16 protein-coding genes are annotated in these 19,201 nt (G+C 51.2%); 12 read left to right on the top strand and 4 right to left on the bottom strand.

The genetic code is table 11. The annotated features are described in order from the left end of the window. Positions 1 to 25: 25 nt before the first annotated feature. From spoT to gmk, 3 genes are all read right to left on the bottom strand, one after another. Positions 26 to 2,125 carry a bifunctional GTP diphosphokinase/guanosine-3',5'-bis pyrophosphate 3'-pyrophosphohydrolase gene (gene spoT, locus EHW58_RS08700; protein ID WP_046074662.1) on the bottom strand — a complete coding sequence of 700 codons (2,100 nt, stop codon included), beginning with the start codon at positions 2,123 to 2,125 and terminating at the stop codon, positions 26 to 28. Positions 2,126 to 2,152: 27 nt separating this feature from the next. Further along, positions 2,153 to 2,425 (bottom strand): DNA-directed RNA polymerase subunit omega, encoded by a 273-nt coding sequence (gene rpoZ / locus EHW58_RS08695; RefSeq protein ID WP_046074663.1) that lies wholly within the window; start codon positions 2,423 to 2,425, stop codon positions 2,153 to 2,155. A gap of 114 nt (positions 2,426 to 2,539) precedes the next feature. After that, positions 2,540 to 3,163 carry a guanylate kinase gene (gmk, locus tag EHW58_RS08690; RefSeq protein ID WP_152795953.1) on the bottom strand — a complete coding sequence of 208 codons (624 nt, stop codon included), beginning with the start codon at positions 3,161 to 3,163 and terminating at the stop codon, positions 2,540 to 2,542. Between the two features lie 307 nt (positions 3,164 to 3,470). Between gmk and EHW58_RS08685 the strand changes: the two genes are divergently transcribed. From EHW58_RS08685 to EHW58_RS08640, 10 genes are all read left to right on the top strand, one after another. Continuing rightward, entirely contained in the window at positions 3,471 to 3,980 is a 510-nt protein-coding gene (locus EHW58_RS08685) for a sigma-70 family RNA polymerase sigma factor (protein WP_069361956.1), read from the top strand. 3 nt (positions 3,981 to 3,983) lie between these two features. Beyond that, the gene (locus EHW58_RS08680) at positions 3,984 to 4,910 is read left to right on the top strand and encodes a DUF4880 domain-containing protein (protein ID WP_152795951.1); all 927 of its coding nucleotides are present in this window, start codon (positions 3,984 to 3,986) and stop codon (positions 4,908 to 4,910) included. Positions 4,911 to 4,989: 79 nt separating this feature from the next. Further along, on the top strand, positions 4,990 to 7,962 hold the full coding sequence (locus EHW58_RS08675; RefSeq protein ID WP_152795949.1) for a TonB-dependent receptor: 2,973 nt from the start codon (positions 4,990 to 4,992) through the stop codon (positions 7,960 to 7,962). Between the two features lie 93 nt (positions 7,963 to 8,055). After that, positions 8,056 to 8,784 carry a Slam-dependent surface lipoprotein gene (locus EHW58_RS08670; protein WP_152795947.1) on the top strand — a complete coding sequence of 243 codons (729 nt, stop codon included), beginning with the start codon at positions 8,056 to 8,058 and terminating at the stop codon, positions 8,782 to 8,784. A gap of 58 nt (positions 8,785 to 8,842) precedes the next feature. After that, positions 8,843 to 10,297: a surface lipoprotein assembly modifier gene (locus EHW58_RS08665; protein ID WP_152795945.1), complete on the top strand. Its 1,455-nt coding sequence runs from the start codon at positions 8,843 to 8,845 to the stop codon at positions 10,295 to 10,297. Positions 10,298 to 10,383: 86 nt separating this feature from the next. Continuing rightward, complete coding sequence (exbB, locus tag EHW58_RS08660; RefSeq protein ID WP_152795943.1) at positions 10,384 to 11,220, top strand: tonB-system energizer ExbB; 837 nt, start codon at positions 10,384 to 10,386, stop codon at positions 11,218 to 11,220. Between the two features lie 4 nt (positions 11,221 to 11,224). Beyond that, on the top strand, positions 11,225 to 11,656 hold the full coding sequence (locus tag EHW58_RS08655; protein WP_069361951.1) for a biopolymer transporter ExbD: 432 nt from the start codon (positions 11,225 to 11,227) through the stop codon (positions 11,654 to 11,656). Then, a complete protein-coding gene (locus EHW58_RS08650; protein ID WP_152795940.1) occupies positions 11,653 to 12,528 on the top strand; it encodes an energy transducer TonB in 876 nt (291 codons plus the stop codon). The genes EHW58_RS08655 and EHW58_RS08650 overlap by 4 nt, the downstream gene beginning before the upstream one ends. Before the next feature lie 210 nt (positions 12,529 to 12,738). Next, positions 12,739 to 13,656: a phytanoyl-CoA dioxygenase family protein gene (locus tag EHW58_RS08645; protein WP_152795938.1), complete on the top strand. Its 918-nt coding sequence runs from the start codon at positions 12,739 to 12,741 to the stop codon at positions 13,654 to 13,656. Positions 13,657 to 13,787: 131 nt separating this feature from the next. Next, entirely contained in the window at positions 13,788 to 14,891 is a 1,104-nt protein-coding gene (locus EHW58_RS08640; protein ID WP_216644451.1) for a glycerophosphodiester phosphodiesterase, read from the top strand. A gap of 211 nt (positions 14,892 to 15,102) precedes the next feature. On the opposite strand, the gene EHW58_RS08635 is transcribed toward EHW58_RS08640, so the two are convergent. Beyond that, complete coding sequence (locus EHW58_RS08635) at positions 15,103 to 16,413, bottom strand: MATE family efflux transporter (protein ID WP_152795936.1); 1,311 nt, start codon at positions 16,411 to 16,413, stop codon at positions 15,103 to 15,105. Positions 16,414 to 17,091: 678 nt separating this feature from the next. On the opposite strand from EHW58_RS08635, the gene EHW58_RS08630 reads away from it, so the two are divergent. Next, positions 17,092 to 18,117: an ABC transporter permease subunit gene (locus tag EHW58_RS08630; RefSeq protein ID WP_046074667.1), complete on the top strand. Its 1,026-nt coding sequence runs from the start codon at positions 17,092 to 17,094 to the stop codon at positions 18,115 to 18,117. A 1-nt stretch (position 18,118) separates the two neighbouring features. Then, the gene (locus tag EHW58_RS08625) at positions 18,119 to 19,162 is read left to right on the top strand and encodes an ABC transporter permease (protein WP_152795934.1); all 1,044 of its coding nucleotides are present in this window, start codon (positions 18,119 to 18,121) and stop codon (positions 19,160 to 19,162) included. Positions 19,163 to 19,201 lie beyond the last annotated feature (39 nt).

Below are 19,201 nucleotides of genomic sequence, written 5' to 3'. Positions count from 1 at the left end.
GACGGGCAATAGTGTATTGAGGCGATCAGTTTTTCTGGCGGCTAACCTTCACCACGTTAGGCATCACCCGCAGGCGGCGCATGATATTGGCTAGGTGCACTCTGTCTTTGGTCGTTAGGCGAACAAAGATAGTGTACAAGCGGCCATCGCGCTCTTCGGTGGTTAGCCCTTGGATATTGGAGCCGGTTGATGCAATGGTATTGGTTAAATCTGCCAGCGCCCCTTGATGGTTTTGCATATCCACACGCACCCGTGTGCTGAACTCTTGTTCAAAATCATCCGCCCACTCGACGGGCATATATTTGTCCGGCTCTTGGCGGTGACCACGGATGTTGGCACAGGTCTCACGGTGGATAACCAAGCCTTTACCTGGGCTGACATGGGCAATGATCGGGTCACCTGGGATTGGACGACAGCAATTGGCATAGGTGACCAAGATACCATCGGCACCACGGATAGGCATTTTGCCCTCGGTGGGGGCCGCCGGGTCTTGATCTAGCAAGCGACGTGCGATCACCACGCTCATGAGTTCGCCAAGGCCAATCGACGCGAGTAAGTCGTCGCTGGTTTTCAGCTTTAAGTCACTCAGTACTGCCTCAACCCGTTCAGGGTTGATATCCGGCAGGTTTTGCTCTCCAAGCGCATGATTGAGCAGACGACGCCCTAAGGTCACCGACTCTTCACGGCGCATGGTTTTCAGCACTTGACGAATTTTCGTCCGGGCCCGTGCAGTCACCACATAGTTAAGCCAAGCCGCGTTGGGGCGCGCGCCGGGTGCGGTGATAATCTCTACTGTTTGACCATTTTTGAGCGGCTGACTTAGCGGGTAAGGTTGACGGTTAACCCGCGCCCCGACACAGGTATTGCCCACATCGGTATGGACGGCATAGGCAAAGTCGACCGCGGTGGCATCGACAGGGAGCTCGACAATCCGCCCTTTGGGGGTAAAGACGTACAGCTCATCGGGGAAGAGATCCGACTTGACGCTCTCAATAAATTCAAACGAGCTACCGGCGCTTTGTTGGAGCTCAATAATGTTTTGCATCCAGCGCTGCGCCCGTTTCTGTGCGGTGGTGCCAGAGGGCCTGTCGGCACCGCTTTTATACGCCCAGTGTGCCGCGACCCCTTTGTCGGCCATTTGATCCATGTCTTCGGTACGAATTTGTACTTCCACCGGGACACCATGTGGGCCAATCATCGAGGTGTGCAGTGATTGATACCCGTTGGCTTTAGGCACCGCGATATAGTCTTTGAGCCGGCCTGGGCGTGGCTTATACAAGTTATGCATTTGCCCTAGCACGCGATAGCAGGTATCAAGATCACCCACAATCACTCGAAACGCGTATAAATCCATGATGGTATGGAAACGCTGCTCTTTATTCTTCATCTTGTTATAGATGGAGTAGAGGTTTTTCTCTCGGCCCAGCACACGGGCGTTAATCCCGGCATCTTCCAAACGACCTTCAATTTCCGCATGGATTTTTTGGATCATCTCTTTGCGGTTCCCCCGCGCTTGCGCGATCACCTTTTTAAGGACGCGGTAGCGATTAGGGTACAAGGCCTCAAAGCCGAGCTCTTCAAGCTCCACTTTTATATTATGGATACCCAAGCGGTGGGCGAGAGGGGCGAAGATTTCTAGCGTTTCACGGGCAATACGGCGTTTTTTGTCTGGGCGGAGGGCGCCCAAGGTACGCATATTGTGGGTGCGGTCACTCAGTTTTATCAGGATCACGCGAATGTCATGGGCCATCGCCATGACCATTTTGCGAAAGTTCTCGGCTTGGGCTTCTTTACGGTCGCGAAATTTAAGCTTATCAAGCTTAGAGACGCCGTCGACCAAGTCAGCCACCACATCACCAAAGCGTTGCTGCAGATCGTCTTTGGTCACCTCAGTGTCCTCAATGACATCATGCAGCAATGCCGCCATCAGGGTTTCACAGTCCAAGCGCATTTCCGCCAAGATCCGTGCCACCGCGATGGGGTGAATGATATAAGGTTCGCCGGTTGAGCGAGTTTGCCCGTCGTGGGCATCCCTGGCTACTAGGTAGGCTTGCCGAAGCGCTTCAAGCTGTGACTCCGGCAAATACTGGCTAGCAACTTCTTTCAGGCTATCAAATAGATACAAACGGCCTGTCCCTGATAAATGCAGCGTTTAACGTTGACCCGAAATGGTGCTTACCGCGGCCATTTCAGCGGCTTCTTGCTCTTGCTTTTCCTGACGCTCACGCGCGTCGAGGACTTCTTTGTTGATCAGTCCTTCTTCAACTTCACGCAAAGAGATCACTGTGTACTTGTCGTTTTCTTCTGCGACGAGGGCATCTTTGCCACCCGTTTGCATTTGACGGGCGCGGCGAGCCGCAACCAGAACGAGATCGAAGCGGTTACCAATTTTTTCAACGGCGTCTTGAACAGTTACGCGTGCCATGAAGTACTCCAGCTATGTCATCAATAGGTCATTCAAAATGACCGAAAAGTATACAAAAGGCCGCGACCTATTGCCAGCGTTGGCTGGGGCAATGGCCACGTCTCAATGTGGTGGTTAGTCAGCCAACAGTTCGTCGATCATTGCATGATACTTGCTGGCTTGTTTGGCTTGTGCCATCCGCTCGGCACGGATGATGGCCTTAATATCCATCAATGCGACATCAAAGTCATCATTAATAATCAGGTAATCATAATCAGCATAGTGAGAGATCTCGGAGCGTGCTTCCTGCATGCGTTGCGCAATCACTTCCTCACTGTCTTGGCCACGTGTCGTGAGGCGTCTTTCTAACTCTTCACGGCTTGGTGGCAAAATGAAAATACTCTTGCTGTTCGGCATTTGCTGACGAATTTGCTCAGCGCCTTGCCAATCGATATCGAGAAAAATATCGACACCATTATTAAGCATTTTTTCAATCCATACGCGCGAGGTGCCGTAATAATTGCCAAACACTTGTGCGTGCTCTAAGAACGCTTCCTGTGCAATCAGTGACTGAAATTCTTCCTCGGAGACAAAATGATAATGCACACCGTTTTCTTCACCAGGACGCATAGCGCGCGTCGTGTGAGACACAGACACTTTCATGTCATAGCGAGGGTTATCATTCAGCAGCGCTGAAATCAGACTAGATTTGCCCGCGCCACTTGGGGCGGAAACAATGTAAAGCGTACCTTGGCTCATGGATTGATCACTTTCACTGGCTGACGCCCATCCGCAGTATAGCGTATACGTACAGGCGTCGATCGACGAATAGATAGTTGTTCCCCGTGGGAGGCGCGCAGGGTAGCACGAACCGGCGGGGATTTGAACGCTAGAGCGTGAAGTTACTGACTCGATACACGCGTGCGCGATTGCCGGTGTGACACAAACTGTGCGCTGAGTCGATAAAGCATGGCTCTATCTAGAACATGCTTGCATATACGCAATTATTAATGATAATTGTTAGCGTTTGTATTTAGTGGTCGATTAGATGTAGGGAGCACATTCAATGATAGGGAGTCAGCAGGCGTTACATCAGGGTGTTACCTCGCTGTATGTGTCACATCAGCGCTGGCTTTCGGGCTTTATTCAGCGACGAATGGGTTGCCCGTCAACGTCGGCAGATTTAGTTCAAGACACCTATTTGCGTTTGCTTAACTCTGGCCGTTTGCCTGATACAGACAGTGCGCGTGCTTACCTTACCCATATCGCCAAAGGCTTGATCATCGATTGGTATCGCCGTCGTCGCGTTGAGCAAGCTTACTTAGACTATCTGCAAGCGCAGCCAGAACTCATGGCCAGCTCGCCCGAGCAACACCAACAAACCATGGAAGCCTTGGTGGCGGTTGATGCGTTATTAGGGCATTTACCGGTCAAGGTGCGGCAGGCTTTGCTGATGCGCCAGCTCGAGGGAATGAGCTATAAAGACATCGCAAAGGCGCTTTCTGTCTCGGTTTCCTCGGTAGAGAAATATGTTGCCAAGGCACTGGCTGCCTGTGTACTCGCCGCGCAAGAGTGATTCATGATGTCGTCTTTATCACCTCATGTGGTTGAGCAAGCGGCACAATGGATGGCCCGTATGTGGGCGGACGATGTGTCTGAGCAGGATAAACAAGCGCTATCACAGTGGCGACGTGCTCACCCTCATCATGAAAAGGCATGGCAAGCGCTGGAAGGTGTGCAATCCCAGCTTCAGGATGTCTCGGGACATCATTCGGTCTTATTGCGACAAAGTGGCTTGTCGCGCCGGCGGTTTTTGGTGCTCGGTGGCATTGGTATTGGCGCAGGGTGCTTATTGGCATGGCGCTCCAATGCGCAGCGTTACGAACAGGGCGTTGCCTTGGCAAGCCGAGTCGGGGAACTTAAGCAGTTCACCTTGCCGGATCAGAGTCGTATCGCGCTAAACACAGATTCGCGGGTGTGGGTCGATTATCAAGGCGGGAAAAAACAGATTTTCCTTGAGCGCGGTGAAGTGATGCTCGAGGCGGCATCGCCTTTATCGGTTCTCACCGCCCATGGTCAGGTGTGGGTTGAGGAGCAAGGCCAGCTTGCTGTGCGCCAGTTTGCGCGCTTCAGTGCCATACAATTGTTATCGACCAACGCGCGTATTCAGCCGTATCAGGGTCAACTGCGTCACATTCCCGCCGGGCATTCGGTGCAATGCACAGCCAATAAGGTGCAGCATCTTGCACCTTTAGAAACTCACGCGGTGAGTTGGTTGGAGCAAAAACTTGTGGCTGAACGCATGCCGCTTTCGGCGCTGGTTGAAGAGCTCTCACGGTATTTCTCAGGCTGGTTGCGCTTAGATGCACAACTGAATGATCTAACCGTGACGGGGGTATTTTCCACCCGTAATATCCAGCAAACGCTGGCGAATTTAGAAACCATTCTGCCTATTGCCCTGCGCTTTCGTACTGCGCTCTGGGTGCAAATTATTCCAGCCCAATAAAAAATGACACTCATCTTTACGGATCTCACGCCTTCGTTCGGTGTATCGGTTAGTTCATTCACTTAAGTGGAGCCGTATTGTGAAACTGCAGTCATCGATATTGTGTCTATCGTTAACCTTGGGCGTGCCTTTTTATTCCCCCGTTTATGCCCAAACAGACACGGTAAATACCTACCAGATTCCCGCCGGAGAGCTTGATGCGGTATTAAAAGCCTTTGCGCTGGCATCGGGTATCGAATTTCATCTGGATGCGCGTTTGTCCGAAGGTTTTTACAGTGCGGGGCTCGACGGACAGTTTACTCCAGAGCAAGGCCTCAACACCCTGCTGACCAGTACGGGGTTGACGGCACACCGACAAGCCGATGGCAGCTATCAAATTACCGACAGCACAGAGTCGCTGACGCTCGATACCCTAGATGTGTCGTTTTCGGAAGGGGAGATTAGTCGCGATGAAGCGGGTAAATATGCTGTTTACGATGACAACCGGTCAACGGTGTACGCGGGCAAAAAAGAGGTTGAGCGATATAAAGGTAAAGATGCGGCTGATCTCTTTAAAGGTATGCCCAATGTGTACAGTGGCGATGCGCGCAACGGCGGAGGCATTGACCCAAATATTCGTGGTGTCCAAGGGCCGGGTCGTGTGCCTGTTCTCATTGATGGTACAGAGCAAGGGCTGACTGTCTGGCGTGGCTATCGCGGTGTCTCGAATCGCAGCTATATTGATCCCAACTTAATTGGTGGTGTGCAGGTCATCAAAGGCCCCAATACTGTGGCGAATGTCAAAACATCCACAGGCGGCGCGGTGGTCGTCAATACCCTCTCTGCGCAAGATATTTTGCTGCCGGGAAAAGACTTTGGCGGTGAGTTCTTGATTGAAGGTAGCAACAATGCGGTTGCGCCCACGTTAGGGACCTTATACACAGGGCAAGACTATCGAGAAGTCGACGGGTTTCCGTCCACGCCGCAATACCCTTACGCCGATCCTTCGCTTTGGCAGCCGATGAGCCACAACAAGAACAACAATCCTTTCTCGGGGGATGACTACGCTTACCGTCTTGCGCTGGCGAAACGGGGCGAAAGCATGGAATGGTTAGCTGCTTACGCTTATCGCTATAAAGGCAATTATTATGGGGGCAAACATGATAGTGGTTTTTATAAAAGCGGCGATTCGAAAGAAGCCTATATGACCAAGATCGATCCAGAGACCTTGGCGCTGCGCCATCTGCCGGGCGCGGAAATTCCCAATACGTCCAGCGAAACCGAATCTGTGTTGCTGAAAAGTACATTCCTTTTCGAGGGCGCGCAGCAATTGAGCCTTGGTGCGCGCTACACCGATGCCGAGTATGGTGAAATCATGGCGAGCCGCTCTGGCGACTTAGTCGATGGCAATAAAATGGCGCAATGGCCACTTAGCCAAGTACGAGCGCAAGCTTATAACCTTGATTATCATTGGTCGCCAAAGGACCCTTGGATTGATTTAACGGCCAAGTTATGGACCACCTACACCGTCAGTGATACCAATACCCGAGGTGGGTTTCCTAACTATGCCAATAACCATGACCTGTTACCGGGCTACAGCACCCTGTTGCGCAATACTGCTGCGTCCAATGCAAAAGATAGCCGTATTGGCCTGAATATCAGCAATACCATGGCGTTCAGTGACACCTTATCTATGACTGCCGCAGGACGATACCAATACCGAGAGCAACGTTCTGATGATACTTATGATGCGAACAAAGCCGATGGTTGGGTGCACTTTCCACAAGAAGGGACCTATCAAGAATTTGATGCCAGCTTACAAGCCACTTGGCAGCCACATACCCAATGGACGCTTAACGCTGGTGTGAAGTTTCAAGGCTTTGATGTTAAAGATGACTTCCTTGCAGCGCGCCAAGCCGAAGGGGGCGATACCCTGTTCATGCAGCAGGCTGTCTCACCGGGGCTTGAAGCCAGCTATAAAGTGCGAGTGTTCCTGAGTGAGGCTGAAATTCAGGCGATACTGGACAGTTATCGTAGAATGCTGGAGGATTTTGGGTTCCCTGAGAGCCAGATATTGGCTGATCTTGCTGAAGAAGAAGCCAAGCTGCGCGAAGAAGGTCAAATTGAAGAGCGCACACAAGCTTGGTTACATGATGGAAACGGTAAATATAGCCGTGCGCAAAACCCCTGTGACCCCGCTAATGGACTATTACCAGACAACTACATTGAAGGGACGTGTCGTGCGACCAATCAATTGAATACCAAAGTGAACATGCGTCCCAAAACACACGATCACGGGCAGGGTTGGTCACCGTTTGCCTCCGTGGCATTTTCTCCCACGCCGCAAGACCGTATTTACTATCGCTACAGCCAAATGTTGCGCTTTCCAAGCCTCTTTGAAAGCACACTTAGCTTTTCCGCGTTAAATAATGCGTATACCAGCCTCAAACCCGAAGCAACCGTGAATCACGAGTTAGGCTACATTCATCATTTTACTCACGGTGATCTGAAACTGGCTTACTTTCACCACCTCACTGAAAACGTGATCGAGCGAGATGACATGCTGCGCTTTAGCAATATTGATTCGCAGACGCTGGCAGGATTGGAGCTGCAAGCGAACTACGATGATGGTGATTGGTTTGCCGATTTAAATGGCGCTTACATGCTCACCAATAAAGTCTGTGATGAGAGCTCCGTCGTCACACGTTATCGCCCCGACGAGCCAGAATATTACCGCAATTGTCTGTTTGGCGGTTTTCCTGGTGGATATTTAGAATCGCAAGTCCCCCCAGCGTGGTCGACGTCACTGCAACTGGGCCATCGCTTTTTCAATCGTCAGTTAGAAGCTGGGATCAAAGGCGCGTACCTTGCTAAAGCCAAGTCAGATGAGGTGGTCCAGCGCGACGATACCTTAACGTTTGATGCATTTGCCAATTATCAGCTATCACGCCACATCGCGCTTGAAGTCGTAGGGACCAATTTAACCGATGTCTACCACATTGACCCACTGGTGCGTTCCAGTGTACCGGCGCCAGGGCGCACTATTAAATTGATGCTAAAAGCAAAATTTTAACGACGCGGTTACGGGTTTGCCTGAACTAAACGGTAAAGAGGATGAAGCAAATAATTTGCTGGACGTTGAAATCATTTACCTAGGAGTCACATTATGCCTTACAAAACCGTCGTGATAGCACTAAGTGCCATTTTAACTACCACATCTGCTTTGGCTGATATTGTTGGCACACAAAGCGATGACGCCAACATTGAAGTCGGCACATCCAATGTGCCTTTTGGCCCCCATACAATGGGTAAGGCGGGGATTGGTAATGACAACCGTATCTCCTCGAAATTCAAAGTGGACTTTGAAGGGTTGACCCGTGCCAGCAGTACCCAAAAGCAAGGCGACATTTACACCAATGGCACATCACATGCCGGGGATGCGGGAGTGTTTAACTTTGCGCAGGCCGGTGCGGGCGACGTGTGGTTTGGTGAATGGTCGCAAGACTTTGCCGGTAATGGTCAAGATCGCAGTGTGTATTATGCGGGCGATAACACCCAAACGAGTCTGCCCACGTCGGGCACGGCATCTTATGCAGTGACTGGCTTGAACCGCTTTACTGGCAATAATGCGTTGACTGGTGAGTTTAACGCAGACTTTTCCGCTAAAACTGTTCGTGGCACCATCAGCAATGCTGCGATGAAACTAAGCATTGATGCAGGTATTGATGCGAAAACTGCGGCGTTTGAGGGTAAAGCGGTTGCTTTACATGGAGGTCAAGGGGTTAAAGGTGCTACACAAGGCCATTTCTTTGGTACAGACGCCGCAGCCCTTGCTGGGATTGCAACCTTTGCCGACCGCGATCTAAATACCGCCTTTGGTGGCACCAAAAAATAGCGTTTATTTTTTATGATGCAGAGGCGATGTGCCTCTGCTTTTTATTTGCGGGTGTTGCATGCGGTTTTATTTACTCGTCGGCGTTATTAGCTTGATGATCACGCCCACATTGGTATTCAGTAGCCAATCCGAAACAGACCTTCGTATTGAACAGCGTCAGAGACAACAACAAAAACAATCGGAAGACAAAGCGCTGGCAGAGGCCGATTTAGCACTGCCCAGCACACCATCATGGCATGTTCCTTTGGAAACATTGGATGTGAATGCATTGGGAAGAGCGCTCTACCAAGCGATACAGCAACACGCTTGGGATAGGGTGGCTGAAGGACTGCCTTACTATCAAACATTACCCGGCCACGATGCGATGTTAATCCTTTATGCCAAGGGGGGCTTAGCCCGACAGGCAGGAAACCTCGCCCAAGCCGTGCATTTCTATCAAGCTCTACTTAAGCTTAAGCCTGATTTTTTACTGGCGCAGTTATCATTAGCGCGCGTGTTATTTGAAGATTATCAAAGCCGGGAGGCTAAACAGTACTTTGAGGCTATCGCGACAAGCATTGCTGGTATGCCTCACGCAGCTGGTGTTCAGCGAACCGTCTCGGCCTATTTACAAGCACTGTCTTTGCGTCAGTCATGGCAAGGCTCGTTGGCGATTGGGCCTGAGTATCACACCAATATCAATAAAACGTCTCACAGTGAAACCTGTTTGCTATCGGTGGCTACAGGGTGTGCTTACGTACGAAAAACGCCGGACGCGATTGCCAGTTATGGCTGGGGAGCCACGCTCTCGGCAGCAAAAACATGGGCTGTATCTGGTCATCATCATGGCTTTATCCGTGGTATGGCATATGGTGCGGATTACGATAAAAACGATGCCTATAACCAGTGGGACACCCAGTGGCTGATTGGGTATCGGTATCAAAATGCGGCGAATCAACTCTCAATAGGCCCCTTATTGGAAGGCACTTGGCAAGGAGGCTCTTGGATCTCCCATAGCTTTGGCGTCAACCTTGACTACTTACGTATCCTTACTCCTGCATCGACGTTTAAGGGAACGGTTGTCAGCAAAGATATCCGTTATCAAGGCGCACAGCTGAAGGCGCTGTCGGGGCAGGAAACCTATTTGTCTGCAACATGGTTCTCTCAGCTTCATCCCAACTGGTTAGCTTTTATCGGTGCAAACTACACGGATAGCCAAAGTGAGGATACTGTCTTTGACTGGCACAGCCTAGGAGGACGAGTCGGAGTGAGTTTTCAGCCGACGCCCGAACTCGATGGCCTGTTTAGTTATGCCTATCAAGATCGTAACTATCAAGAATACAACGCCATGTTGGGGGATAAGCGGCATGATATTCAACATACGCTGGTATTGAGTTTGCGCCTGCCTACGCTAACTGTGGCGGGTTTTTCTCCGGTGATCACAGGCCAGTATCATCAAACACGAAGCAATGTTGATTGGCTCTATAGCCATGATTACACGCGCATCCAAGTCCAGTTTGAAAAACAATTTTAAAAATTTTTACGGGTTTTCGTTATTCGTTCGGTATAGCGGGTAGATAACCGATATGGCGTATTACGCATGGATAATAAGGACTCAAAATGAAGCGATATTGGATAGGACTGGGGCTGTGGCTCTCGGTCATCACGGTGCATGTGCAGGCGAGTGAATCCACGGCACCTGCGGAGAGCGGGTCAGTGGTGACCGCTTCAGGCTCGCAGGCCACCCATTTGTCCGTTGATGCACTGTCTCCGCTCGGTATGTATCAGGCTGCGGATCCTATCGTTAAAGCGGTCATGCTGATATTGCTGGCGGCTTCCGGCGTGACATGGGCTGTACTCGTCACTAAGCAGTGGCAACTCGGTCGTGCACGTCGCCGCTTAGCGCCACTGGTGTCACTTTGCGCTCACGCTGAAAGCTTTGCGGCGGCCAAAGCGGCGGCATCATGTCATCAGGGCACTGGGCTGGCGTTTCTTAGTGCGGCGCAAACCGAGCTTGCCCTATCCGAACAAGTAGATGCAGTCAGTCAAGGCGTTAAAGAGCGGGTACAAGCACGGTTGGAGCGGGTACAGGTGGCTCAGGCTAGCATGATGAATCGCGGCACAGGAGTGCTGGCATCGGTCGGGTCCGTCGCTCCCTTTGTGGGACTGTTTGGTACTGTGTGGGGGATCATGAATGCGTTTATTGGCATTGCGCATACGCAAACGACTAATTTAGCCGTGGTGGCGCCCGGGATTGCTGAAGCCCTGCTGGCAACCGCTCTTGGCTTGGTCGCGGCTATCCCAGCTGTGATTGTGTACAACTATTTTACCCGTGCATTGGCTGCGTATCGTGCTCAAATGGGGGATTTAGCGGTGGCTATTTTGGTACTGGTGAGCCGCGATCTCGACAGTGAGCGCAATGCGCAAACTGAACTTGCGTGGCGACAGGCAGGGTAGAGAGATGAGCTTTCAATTTTCCTCGTCAGACCATGAACTACAAGAAAACCATGAGATTAATGTGACACCATTTATCGATGTGATGTTGGTGTTACTGATCATTTTTATGGTTGCGGCCCCGCTTGCAACCGTCAGCGTGCCGGTGGATTTACCCACCTCTTCGGCGAAGCCGAATGCATCGCCCAGTCAGCCTGTATATTTGTCTGTAGGCTCTGGACAAATGCTGCAAGTTGATGAGCATCCTGCGTTCTCCCTTGAGGAAGCCAGTCAGAAGTTGCCTCAATGGGTGGCGAACAAACAAACCCGTTTATATTTGCGGGCCGATAAAACCTTGCCTTATCAGTCACTGTTGGAAGTCATTAATACGCTTAGTCAAGCGGGTTATCAGCAAGTCGGTCTGGTGGGCATTGCGCAGTCAGCATCGCGTTCCTCATGACGGTATTGGCTGGGTTGCCGCAAGGCTTTGAGTTAGACCGCGCGCGAAAAGGCTGGTTAGTGGGGGCGGCAGTGAGCGTCAGTCTCCACCTTGGGGTGGCGATCGCGTACTTTTGGACACCGGCGCGCACGCTCGCACCGCCTCCCGCCGCGATGCCGATTGCCATTTCTGTCATCGCACCAGAGGTGTCAGCCCCAAAGGTGGAACAGCACGATGTGAAAGAGGGCAAACTGCAACGCGCCAGTCAGCCTGCTCATGCATCTGAGACGGTGCCGGAAAAAGTGATGTCGACGCCAAACGCGACGCCTGTGGTTCAAGATGAGAAAAACGCGCAAGTGCAAAAACAGCCGCAGTCTGTCCCACGTCCTGCCGAGGAGCAGCCTAAAGCGATAGAGACGAAAAAAACGGTTGAGACACACAAGGTGCAAACGACTGAGCCTCGCCCCAAACCAAAGGAAAGCCCCAAAACGTCACGTGCATCGTCGGTCGCGCAAGAGGCGAGCGCGCCGAAACATGTTGATGCGCCAACACACAGTGAAAAAGTGACAGGCCCAGCGCAAGGACAGCTAACCGTAAAGGGAAAGGTTGCGAAGTTGAATTGGCAGCGACGGGTTCACGCGCACTTGGCTTACTATAAGCGCTATCCTCGATTTGCTCGGAGACTCAAACAGCAAGGCTCGCCTCGGGTAACCTTTACCGTCAATCGCCAAGGCGAGGTGCAATCGGTCAAACTCCAAACCTCGAGCCGCTTTGAGAGTTTGGACGAAGAAGCTAAGGCGCTGGTACAGCGTGCGTCCCCGTTGCCGACGCCGCCAGATGCCTTGCCGGGCTCGACAATAACGGTTACTGTCCCTATTCGTTTTTCACTTTAAAAAGAAGAGGATATCTTTTGTCCGCGAGCATGGATGACAAAGGTTCACTCTCGATTGCTAACCTGTTAGGCTGCTCCCGAAACTCGCTTCGGGGTTGATTTCTATCGAGTCGCCCCGATGTGAAGCTGTATTCCACTCAATGCCCGTTTGGGCCCCAAAAAGAGAGAAGATATCACCAAAAAAACGAACGACATGAAGGAGGTGTCAATAATGGAAGGTACTCCCGATTTGTATCCCTCACGCGTCAATGGACAAGAAACGCTTTCCCCACGTCTAGACCCTGTTGTGTACGGTAGTGTGCAACCAGAGGTACCGCATAGCTTGAGCCAAGGTGATCTGGATGCGTTTGCGCATCAAGGCTTTCTGGTGATGGATAATTACATGCCGGAAATGGTGGCACCGCTTAAACGTGAAATCACCCGTTTACGCGATGATATGGCCGGCTATGAAGAGCTATATACCGAGCCGGATAGTGACGATCTGCGCACCATTTTTAAACCTTTTGCCTACAGTGATTTGATTGATCGCTTCTCACGCGATCCGCGCATTCTCAATAAAGTGCGGCAAATTTTGGGCTCGGACGCATATTTGATGCAATCGCGCGTCAATATTAAGCCTGCGTTTAAAGGCAAGTCGTTTCCTTGGCATTCTGACTTCGAGACTTGGCACGTTGAGGATGGAATGCCACGGATGCGAGCCGTGACCGTATGGCTGATGCTAACCGACAACACCGAGCACAATGGGCCTTTGTATGTGATCCCCGGCTCACACCATCACTATGCGTCTTGTGAAGGCAACACCGGCGAAAAAAACTATCAGCAATCGCTGAAAAAACAAATGCTGGGTGTGCCCAAGCCAGAGACCATGGAGGCATTGTTAGAAGACAATGGCATTGCCTCGGTAACGGGACAAGCCGGTACCTTGGTGTTCCATGATTGTAACTTGATGCATGGTTCACCCGATAATATCGCCAACGACCCACGCTCAATTTTAATGTTTGTCTATAACAGTGTGGAGAATAAACCGGTGACGCCCTTTAGTGGGTTGTCACCGCGCCCCCACTATTTATCCAATCCCGACCAACGCCCCCTGCAGGCGGTTGAGTCACTCTGGCCGCTAGCTTCCTAGCCCGACTAACGCCCACGTAGTTGTGGGCGTTTTTATTTTTTCTCTTTAAATCAGGGTTTTGCTATGCTGTCTCGATAATTGAACAAGCGTTTAATTATCTCGCCAATTTCAACGACATTAAGGAGTTTCCGTTGAACACATCATTAAAAGCGACCTTGAGCGTGACGGCCACTGCCCTGAGTGTGGCCAGTGCCTTATCTTACCCTTCTTTTGCCCAAGCCAGTGACAGTGCGCTTGGCGAACAACTTGGCATTGCTGATCACGCCGTGATTGCCCACCGTGGTGATTCTTACAATGCACCAGAATCAACCTTGCCGGCCTACCAACTTGCGTGTGAAGTGGGGGCCGATTATCTCGAGCTTGATCTGCAACGCACTAAAGACGGCAAACTGATTGCGGTGCATGACGACAACCTTAAGCGCAACACTAATATTGAGACAGTTTATCCTGAGCGTGCCGACGACCCGGTCAATACCTTTACTTGGGCAGAGCTGGAAAAGCTGGATGCGGGCAGCTGGTTTAATCAGTCATACCCAGAGCGTGCGCGTGAGAGCTTCCGCGGCTTGAAGCTAGTGACGCTGGATCAGGTACGTGAAATCGCTGAAGACTGTGCCCATCAGCCAGGACTTTATATCGAAACCAAGGTGCCGGAGTTTTTCCCAGGGATTGAGCAGGATTTGAAGCAAGACTTGACCGAGCATGGTTGGTTAGATGACGACGCCAAAGGCAAAGTGATCCTGCAGACTTTTAATAAATCGAGCCTTGAAGCATTGCAAGATGTGATGCCAAACGTGCCAAAAATCTTGCTGCTATGGGCAGGCGATGGCTACATTCCGACCAAAGACAGCGCGCCGAAAGCGGATGATGAGTCCTACGCTCAGTACTATGCGCGCCAAGAAGTGGCCTCGAAAGCCGACTACGCAGAGTGGTTGGATTATGCCAAGGAGCACGGTGCCATCGGTGTAGGCCCGTCGGGCACGCAAGCCAACTTCGATGATGCCTGGTCAAGCCAATTTAGCTATATGGACCTGGCGAAGACCTGGATGGTGGACATGAGCCATGAAAAAGGCTTATTGATGCACATGTACACCTTGGACGATCGCGAAGATTTGATTCGTTACCGTGAGCGTGGCGTGGATGGCTTCTTTACCAACCGTCCTAACGTGGCGGTTAAAGCCTTAACCGACAGTGACGGTAAAGACATTGAAGCGACCTTAACGCAACTGGGTTATTAACCCCGCGCGTTAACCGTTTTTATCCTTTGAGCCCGCCTTATATTTGGTGGGCTTTTTAGTTGGGGGCGAACGCTGGAGGGTTTGATGATCGGCTTAGTTCGCTAAGCAGACCCTCCGCGCCATGGATGGCGCGGCGGAGCCTCCAGGGAAGGATTGACGGCGTGTCTGTGTGCGAACTGAGCCGATGCCCCAAGGTTGACGTTTTGGCTCTCTATTCGCTCGCCATCAGTTTGGCCAGCGTACGTCGGTACATGGCATAAGCCACGGCGCCTGCGAGTAGGTTGCCGATTAAGGCACCGGCAAACAGGCCAAATAGCTCGCCGATTTGTGCGCCTAACCAGAGGCAGGGCAGGAAAAACGCAAATAGGCGGAGCGCAGAAATGGTTAGGGCGGTGTATGAGCGACCTAATGCATTGGTAATGGACACCATCAACATACACACCCCCAGAGCGCCAAGACTAAACGGCACTAGCGTGAGGTGGGTGTACAAGATATCGGTGACTTGTCGATCGCTGGTCATCAAGTCCGCCAAGGGAGCGGCAGCAAGCCAGGTCACCACGGCAATCAGCAATTGAAAGCCGAGAATAAACTGACACGCTAACTTAACCAAATGGCGCACTTCGGTCAGATCGCCTTTACCCAGCAAACGACCCACCATGGGGGGCATCGACATGGTTAATGCCAGCACCGAGACAATGGCAAAGAACTCAAAGCGTGAACCCAATGCCCAGGCGGCCACTGCCGCTGAGCCAAAGCTGGCGAGCAGCTTGGTGGCCAGCATAGATGACACCGGCGGCAGCAGCTGGCTGATCATCGCCGGTCCCATAATGTGGCCAATCGAACCCACACTTTGTTTGATGTCTAAGTCCTGCCAGTCAAACGAAACCCAGCCTTTGCCGAACACGCGAGGCGCGACAATGGCAATGCCAGCGCCAAACGCAATCAAGGTTGCCACGGCCGCGCCATTAATGCCCCAATCGAGCCAAAAGATAAACACCGGGTCGAGCGCAAGGTTTAATAAGCTGGTGACCACCATCATGGAGCCCGGCAACATGGTGTTGCCATTAGCACGTGCTAGGCTGTAAAAGAAGTAAAGCACCGCGCCTGTCCAGGCACTGATCAACCAAATTTGCCAGTAGCTATCAATCACCGGAAATACCTTGTCTGGCGCATCGAGCAACATCAAGATCGGGTGGCGTAAGGCATAGAGCAAGCCGGCAAACAATGCCACGCCTGTGGTGCCGATAAATAAAATTAAACCGCCTAGTTGTTTGGCATAGCGACACTGATCGGCCCCGAGCGCGCGCGAGATCACCGCCGTGGTCGCAATCCCGAGTCCGACTTGAATGCCGATAATGATCATCTGAATGGGCAAGGTGAAGCCTTGTGCCGCGAGGGGGAGCACGCCCAACTGACCAATGAAGGCACTATCGACAAGTTGAAAACTCATCAGTGACAGTACGCCAAACAGCATGGGTAGGGTGGTCGAGAACAAGCGTTTTGCGCGAGAAGCAGACTCCATCAGGCACTCTTTACATTAATAGGGTGAAAAAAGCCGAGCAGGAAGAGGCTCGGCATCACTCGACCAATTGTAGAGGATTGCTAAAAATTACCAACCCCTAATAAATGCGGGTATTCAGTGTCAGTGAGCCTGACCCTAGCGATGCGATGGACGTTCAGGGGGCGACTGCACACAATCATTGGGGTTAGTGATTCATGCTGGTAGTTCTGGTTTATAGTGAAACAAGTCACTATCACTGTTGCACTGATCCTGATGAATGAATATGAGATTGAGGATGGAGCGGGAGGATGGTTGTCTGTTTATCAAGGCAGGCACTGTGGTGGGTTTTCGGTGCGTGCAATCACAAGAAGATACAAGGTTTCGGTGAAATGTCATTTTTATTGCATTTTAAACCAAACCTTTTTAACTATTGATTGAAATATTTATTGCTTTTAGCGATAAGCAAGCTAGCACAACACAGTAATTAGTGCCGGAATAACGTCATTGTTTTGTCGCAAAAAATGACTTTTGACAGCGTGTTATCGTTGATCGTGACCAAAATTCAAGATAAATATAGACCACTTTATATAAGTGTGTAATACGTATTGTTGCTTTCAGTGCTTAGGATGGCCAAGAGAACGCAACGGCAGGCGCAGTGCTCTGCAAAAATATCAGACAGTGGACAGGGAGTAGTGGACTATGCTGTCGTACTTTTTACGCCGGTTACTGTTGGTGATCCCGACGTTTCTCGGCATTACCATTTTGATTTTCGGTATAACCCGCCTAGTACCAGGTGGGCCGGTTGAACGGATGATGACGCAAATGCAGGCTCAAGCCGATGGTGGCTCGAGCTTGCAGCGTGCTGGCGATAGCTCAGCGTTATCAGACGATCAGATTGCCGAACTCAAGGCATTTTACGGCCTCGATAAACCCGTGCTCGAGGCCTACGTGGATTGGCTCGGCAAACTGGCCAATTTGGACTTGGGCGAGTCGACCCGCTACTACGAGCCGGTCACCGACATGATTGCCGAGCGTCTGCCCGTCTCTTTGTTTTATGGCGGGATGACCTTCTTCATCAGTTATTTCATTTCTCTTCCGCTTGGTTATTACAAAGCCCTCAAACACGGCTCGGTGTTTGATTCGTCCTCCTCTGTGCTGATATTTATTGGTTTTGCCTTACCCGGCTATGTGGTCGGGGTATTGCTGATCACCTTATTTAGCTATCACCTCGAATGGTTTCCGATGGGGGGCTTTGTGGGGGACGCTTACTACGATGCCACCAGTTTTTGGGAACGCGCCAAAGATGTGATGTGGCATGCGGTACTGCCGCTGATTTGTTATCTGATTGGCGATTTTGCCACCCTGACCATGACGATGAAAAACAACCTGATGGAAAACTTGTCGGCGGACTATATCCGTACGGCTATCGCCAAAGGGTTACCGTTCCGCTCGGCGGTGCGCAAACACGCGCTGCGCAACAGCTTAATTCCGATTGCCAGCCATTTTGGCAACTCCTTGTTGTTCTTTATGACTGGTGCGTTTTTGATTGAAGTGATTTTCAACATCAATGGCATTGGCTTACTTGGCTATGAGTCGATTATGGAGCGCGATTATCCGGTGGTGATGGGCATTGTCGCCATCAATGCGCTATTACTGCTGGCCGGCAATATTATCTCCGATATCTGTGTTGCCTTGGTTGACCCTCGCGTGAAGTTTGGATCTTGATATGTTGACGTTTAGCCCTTTGACTCAAAAGAAAATCCGCAGCTTTAAGCAAATTAAACGCGGTTACTGGTCGTTTATCATCTTGACCACCATGTTGGTGTTATCGCTGTTTGCCGAGCTTTTTATCAACAGTAAAGCGTTAATGGTCAAATACGACGGTGAATATTATTTCCCGGTACTGAGTGATGTGTACTTGGCGAGCGACTTTGGTCAAGTGGGCACCAGCGAAGCCAACTATCGTCAACTTGCCAAAGCCTTTGAGGCACAAGGCGGTGACAATTATGTGGTGATGCCCCTAGTGCCGTGGAACCCGCTTGAGCAAGATTTCAGCGGTGACTTCCCACCGACCATGCCGAGCGCTGAGCATCAGCATTACCTTGGCACCGATGAGATTGGTCGCGACATCCTCGCTCGCTTGGTGTATGGCTTTCGTATCGCCATGGGCTTTGCGTTGCTCACCATGGCCGCTTCCTATGCGATTGGCACGGCTGTCGGCTGTGCGATGGGCTTTTGGGGCGGCAAGTTTGACCTTTTCTTCCAACGCTTTATCGAAATCTGGTCGATGGTGCCTTTTTTGTACGTGATCATGATTTTGGTCTCGATTCTCCAGCCCACTTTTGCTCTGTTTGTGGGGATTAACGTGTTGTTTGGCTGGATGGCGATTACTTGGTATATGCGCACCATGACCTATAAAGAGTCAGCGCGTGATTATGTGATGGCCGCGCGTGCACTCGGTGCCTCGACCAGCCGGATCTTATTCCGTCATATTTTGCCCAATACCATGGTGATGATTGTGACTTTGGCGCCCTTTACCATCGCACTCAATATTACCGCGCTAACGGCGCTGGATTATCTCGGCCTAGGACTGATGCCGCCGACGCCAAGTTGGGGCGAGCTGTTGCAGCAAGGCAAATCAAATTTGGACGCGCCATGGATTGTTGCGTCCGTGGTGACCTCACTGGTGGTGGTATTGGTGATGGTGACTTTCATTGGTGAAGCGGTGCGCGCTGCTTTCGACCCGAAAAAATTCACCCGTTACGACTAACGTTAAACACAATGTGCAATGTTTGAATCACGATAAGGA

Source organism: Salinivibrio sp. VYel1 (assembly GCF_009377945.1).
GTDB lineage: Bacteria > Pseudomonadota > Gammaproteobacteria > Enterobacterales > Vibrionaceae > Salinivibrio > Salinivibrio siamensis.
This window is presented reverse-complemented; position numbering and strand designations above follow the sequence as displayed.

Excerpts from the sequence above, each read along its gene's own strand:
- EHW58_RS08635 (WP_152795936.1), bottom strand. The coding sequence starts at position 16,413 with ATGGAGTCTGCTTCTCGCGCAAAACGCTTGTTCTCGACCACCCTACCC.
- EHW58_RS08670 (WP_152795947.1), top strand. The coding sequence starts at position 8,056 with ATGCCTTACAAAACCGTCGTGATAGCACTAAGTGCCATTTTAACTACC.
- EHW58_RS08685 (WP_069361956.1), top strand. The coding sequence starts at position 3,471 with ATGATAGGGAGTCAGCAGGCGTTACATCAGGGTGTTACCTCGCTGTAT.
- EHW58_RS08655 (WP_069361951.1), top strand. The coding sequence starts at position 11,225 with ATGAGCTTTCAATTTTCCTCGTCAGACCATGAACTACAAGAAAACCAT.
- EHW58_RS08650 (WP_152795940.1), top strand. The coding sequence starts at position 11,653 with ATGACGGTATTGGCTGGGTTGCCGCAAGGCTTTGAGTTAGACCGCGCG.
- EHW58_RS08680 (WP_152795951.1), top strand. The coding sequence starts at position 3,984 with ATGATGTCGTCTTTATCACCTCATGTGGTTGAGCAAGCGGCACAATGG.
- gmk (WP_152795953.1), bottom strand. The coding sequence starts at position 3,163 with ATGAGCCAAGGTACGCTTTACATTGTTTCCGCCCCAAGTGGCGCGGGC.
- rpoZ (WP_046074663.1), bottom strand. The coding sequence starts at position 2,425 with ATGGCACGCGTAACTGTTCAAGACGCCGTTGAAAAAATTGGTAACCGC.
- EHW58_RS08665 (WP_152795945.1), top strand. The coding sequence starts at position 8,843 with ATGCGGTTTTATTTACTCGTCGGCGTTATTAGCTTGATGATCACGCCC.
- EHW58_RS08645 (WP_152795938.1), top strand. The coding sequence starts at position 12,739 with ATGGAAGGTACTCCCGATTTGTATCCCTCACGCGTCAATGGACAAGAA.
- EHW58_RS08625 (WP_152795934.1), top strand. The coding sequence starts at position 18,119 with ATGTTGACGTTTAGCCCTTTGACTCAAAAGAAAATCCGCAGCTTTAAG.
- EHW58_RS08630 (WP_046074667.1), top strand. The coding sequence starts at position 17,092 with ATGCTGTCGTACTTTTTACGCCGGTTACTGTTGGTGATCCCGACGTTT.
- exbB (WP_152795943.1), top strand. The coding sequence starts at position 10,384 with ATGAAGCGATATTGGATAGGACTGGGGCTGTGGCTCTCGGTCATCACG.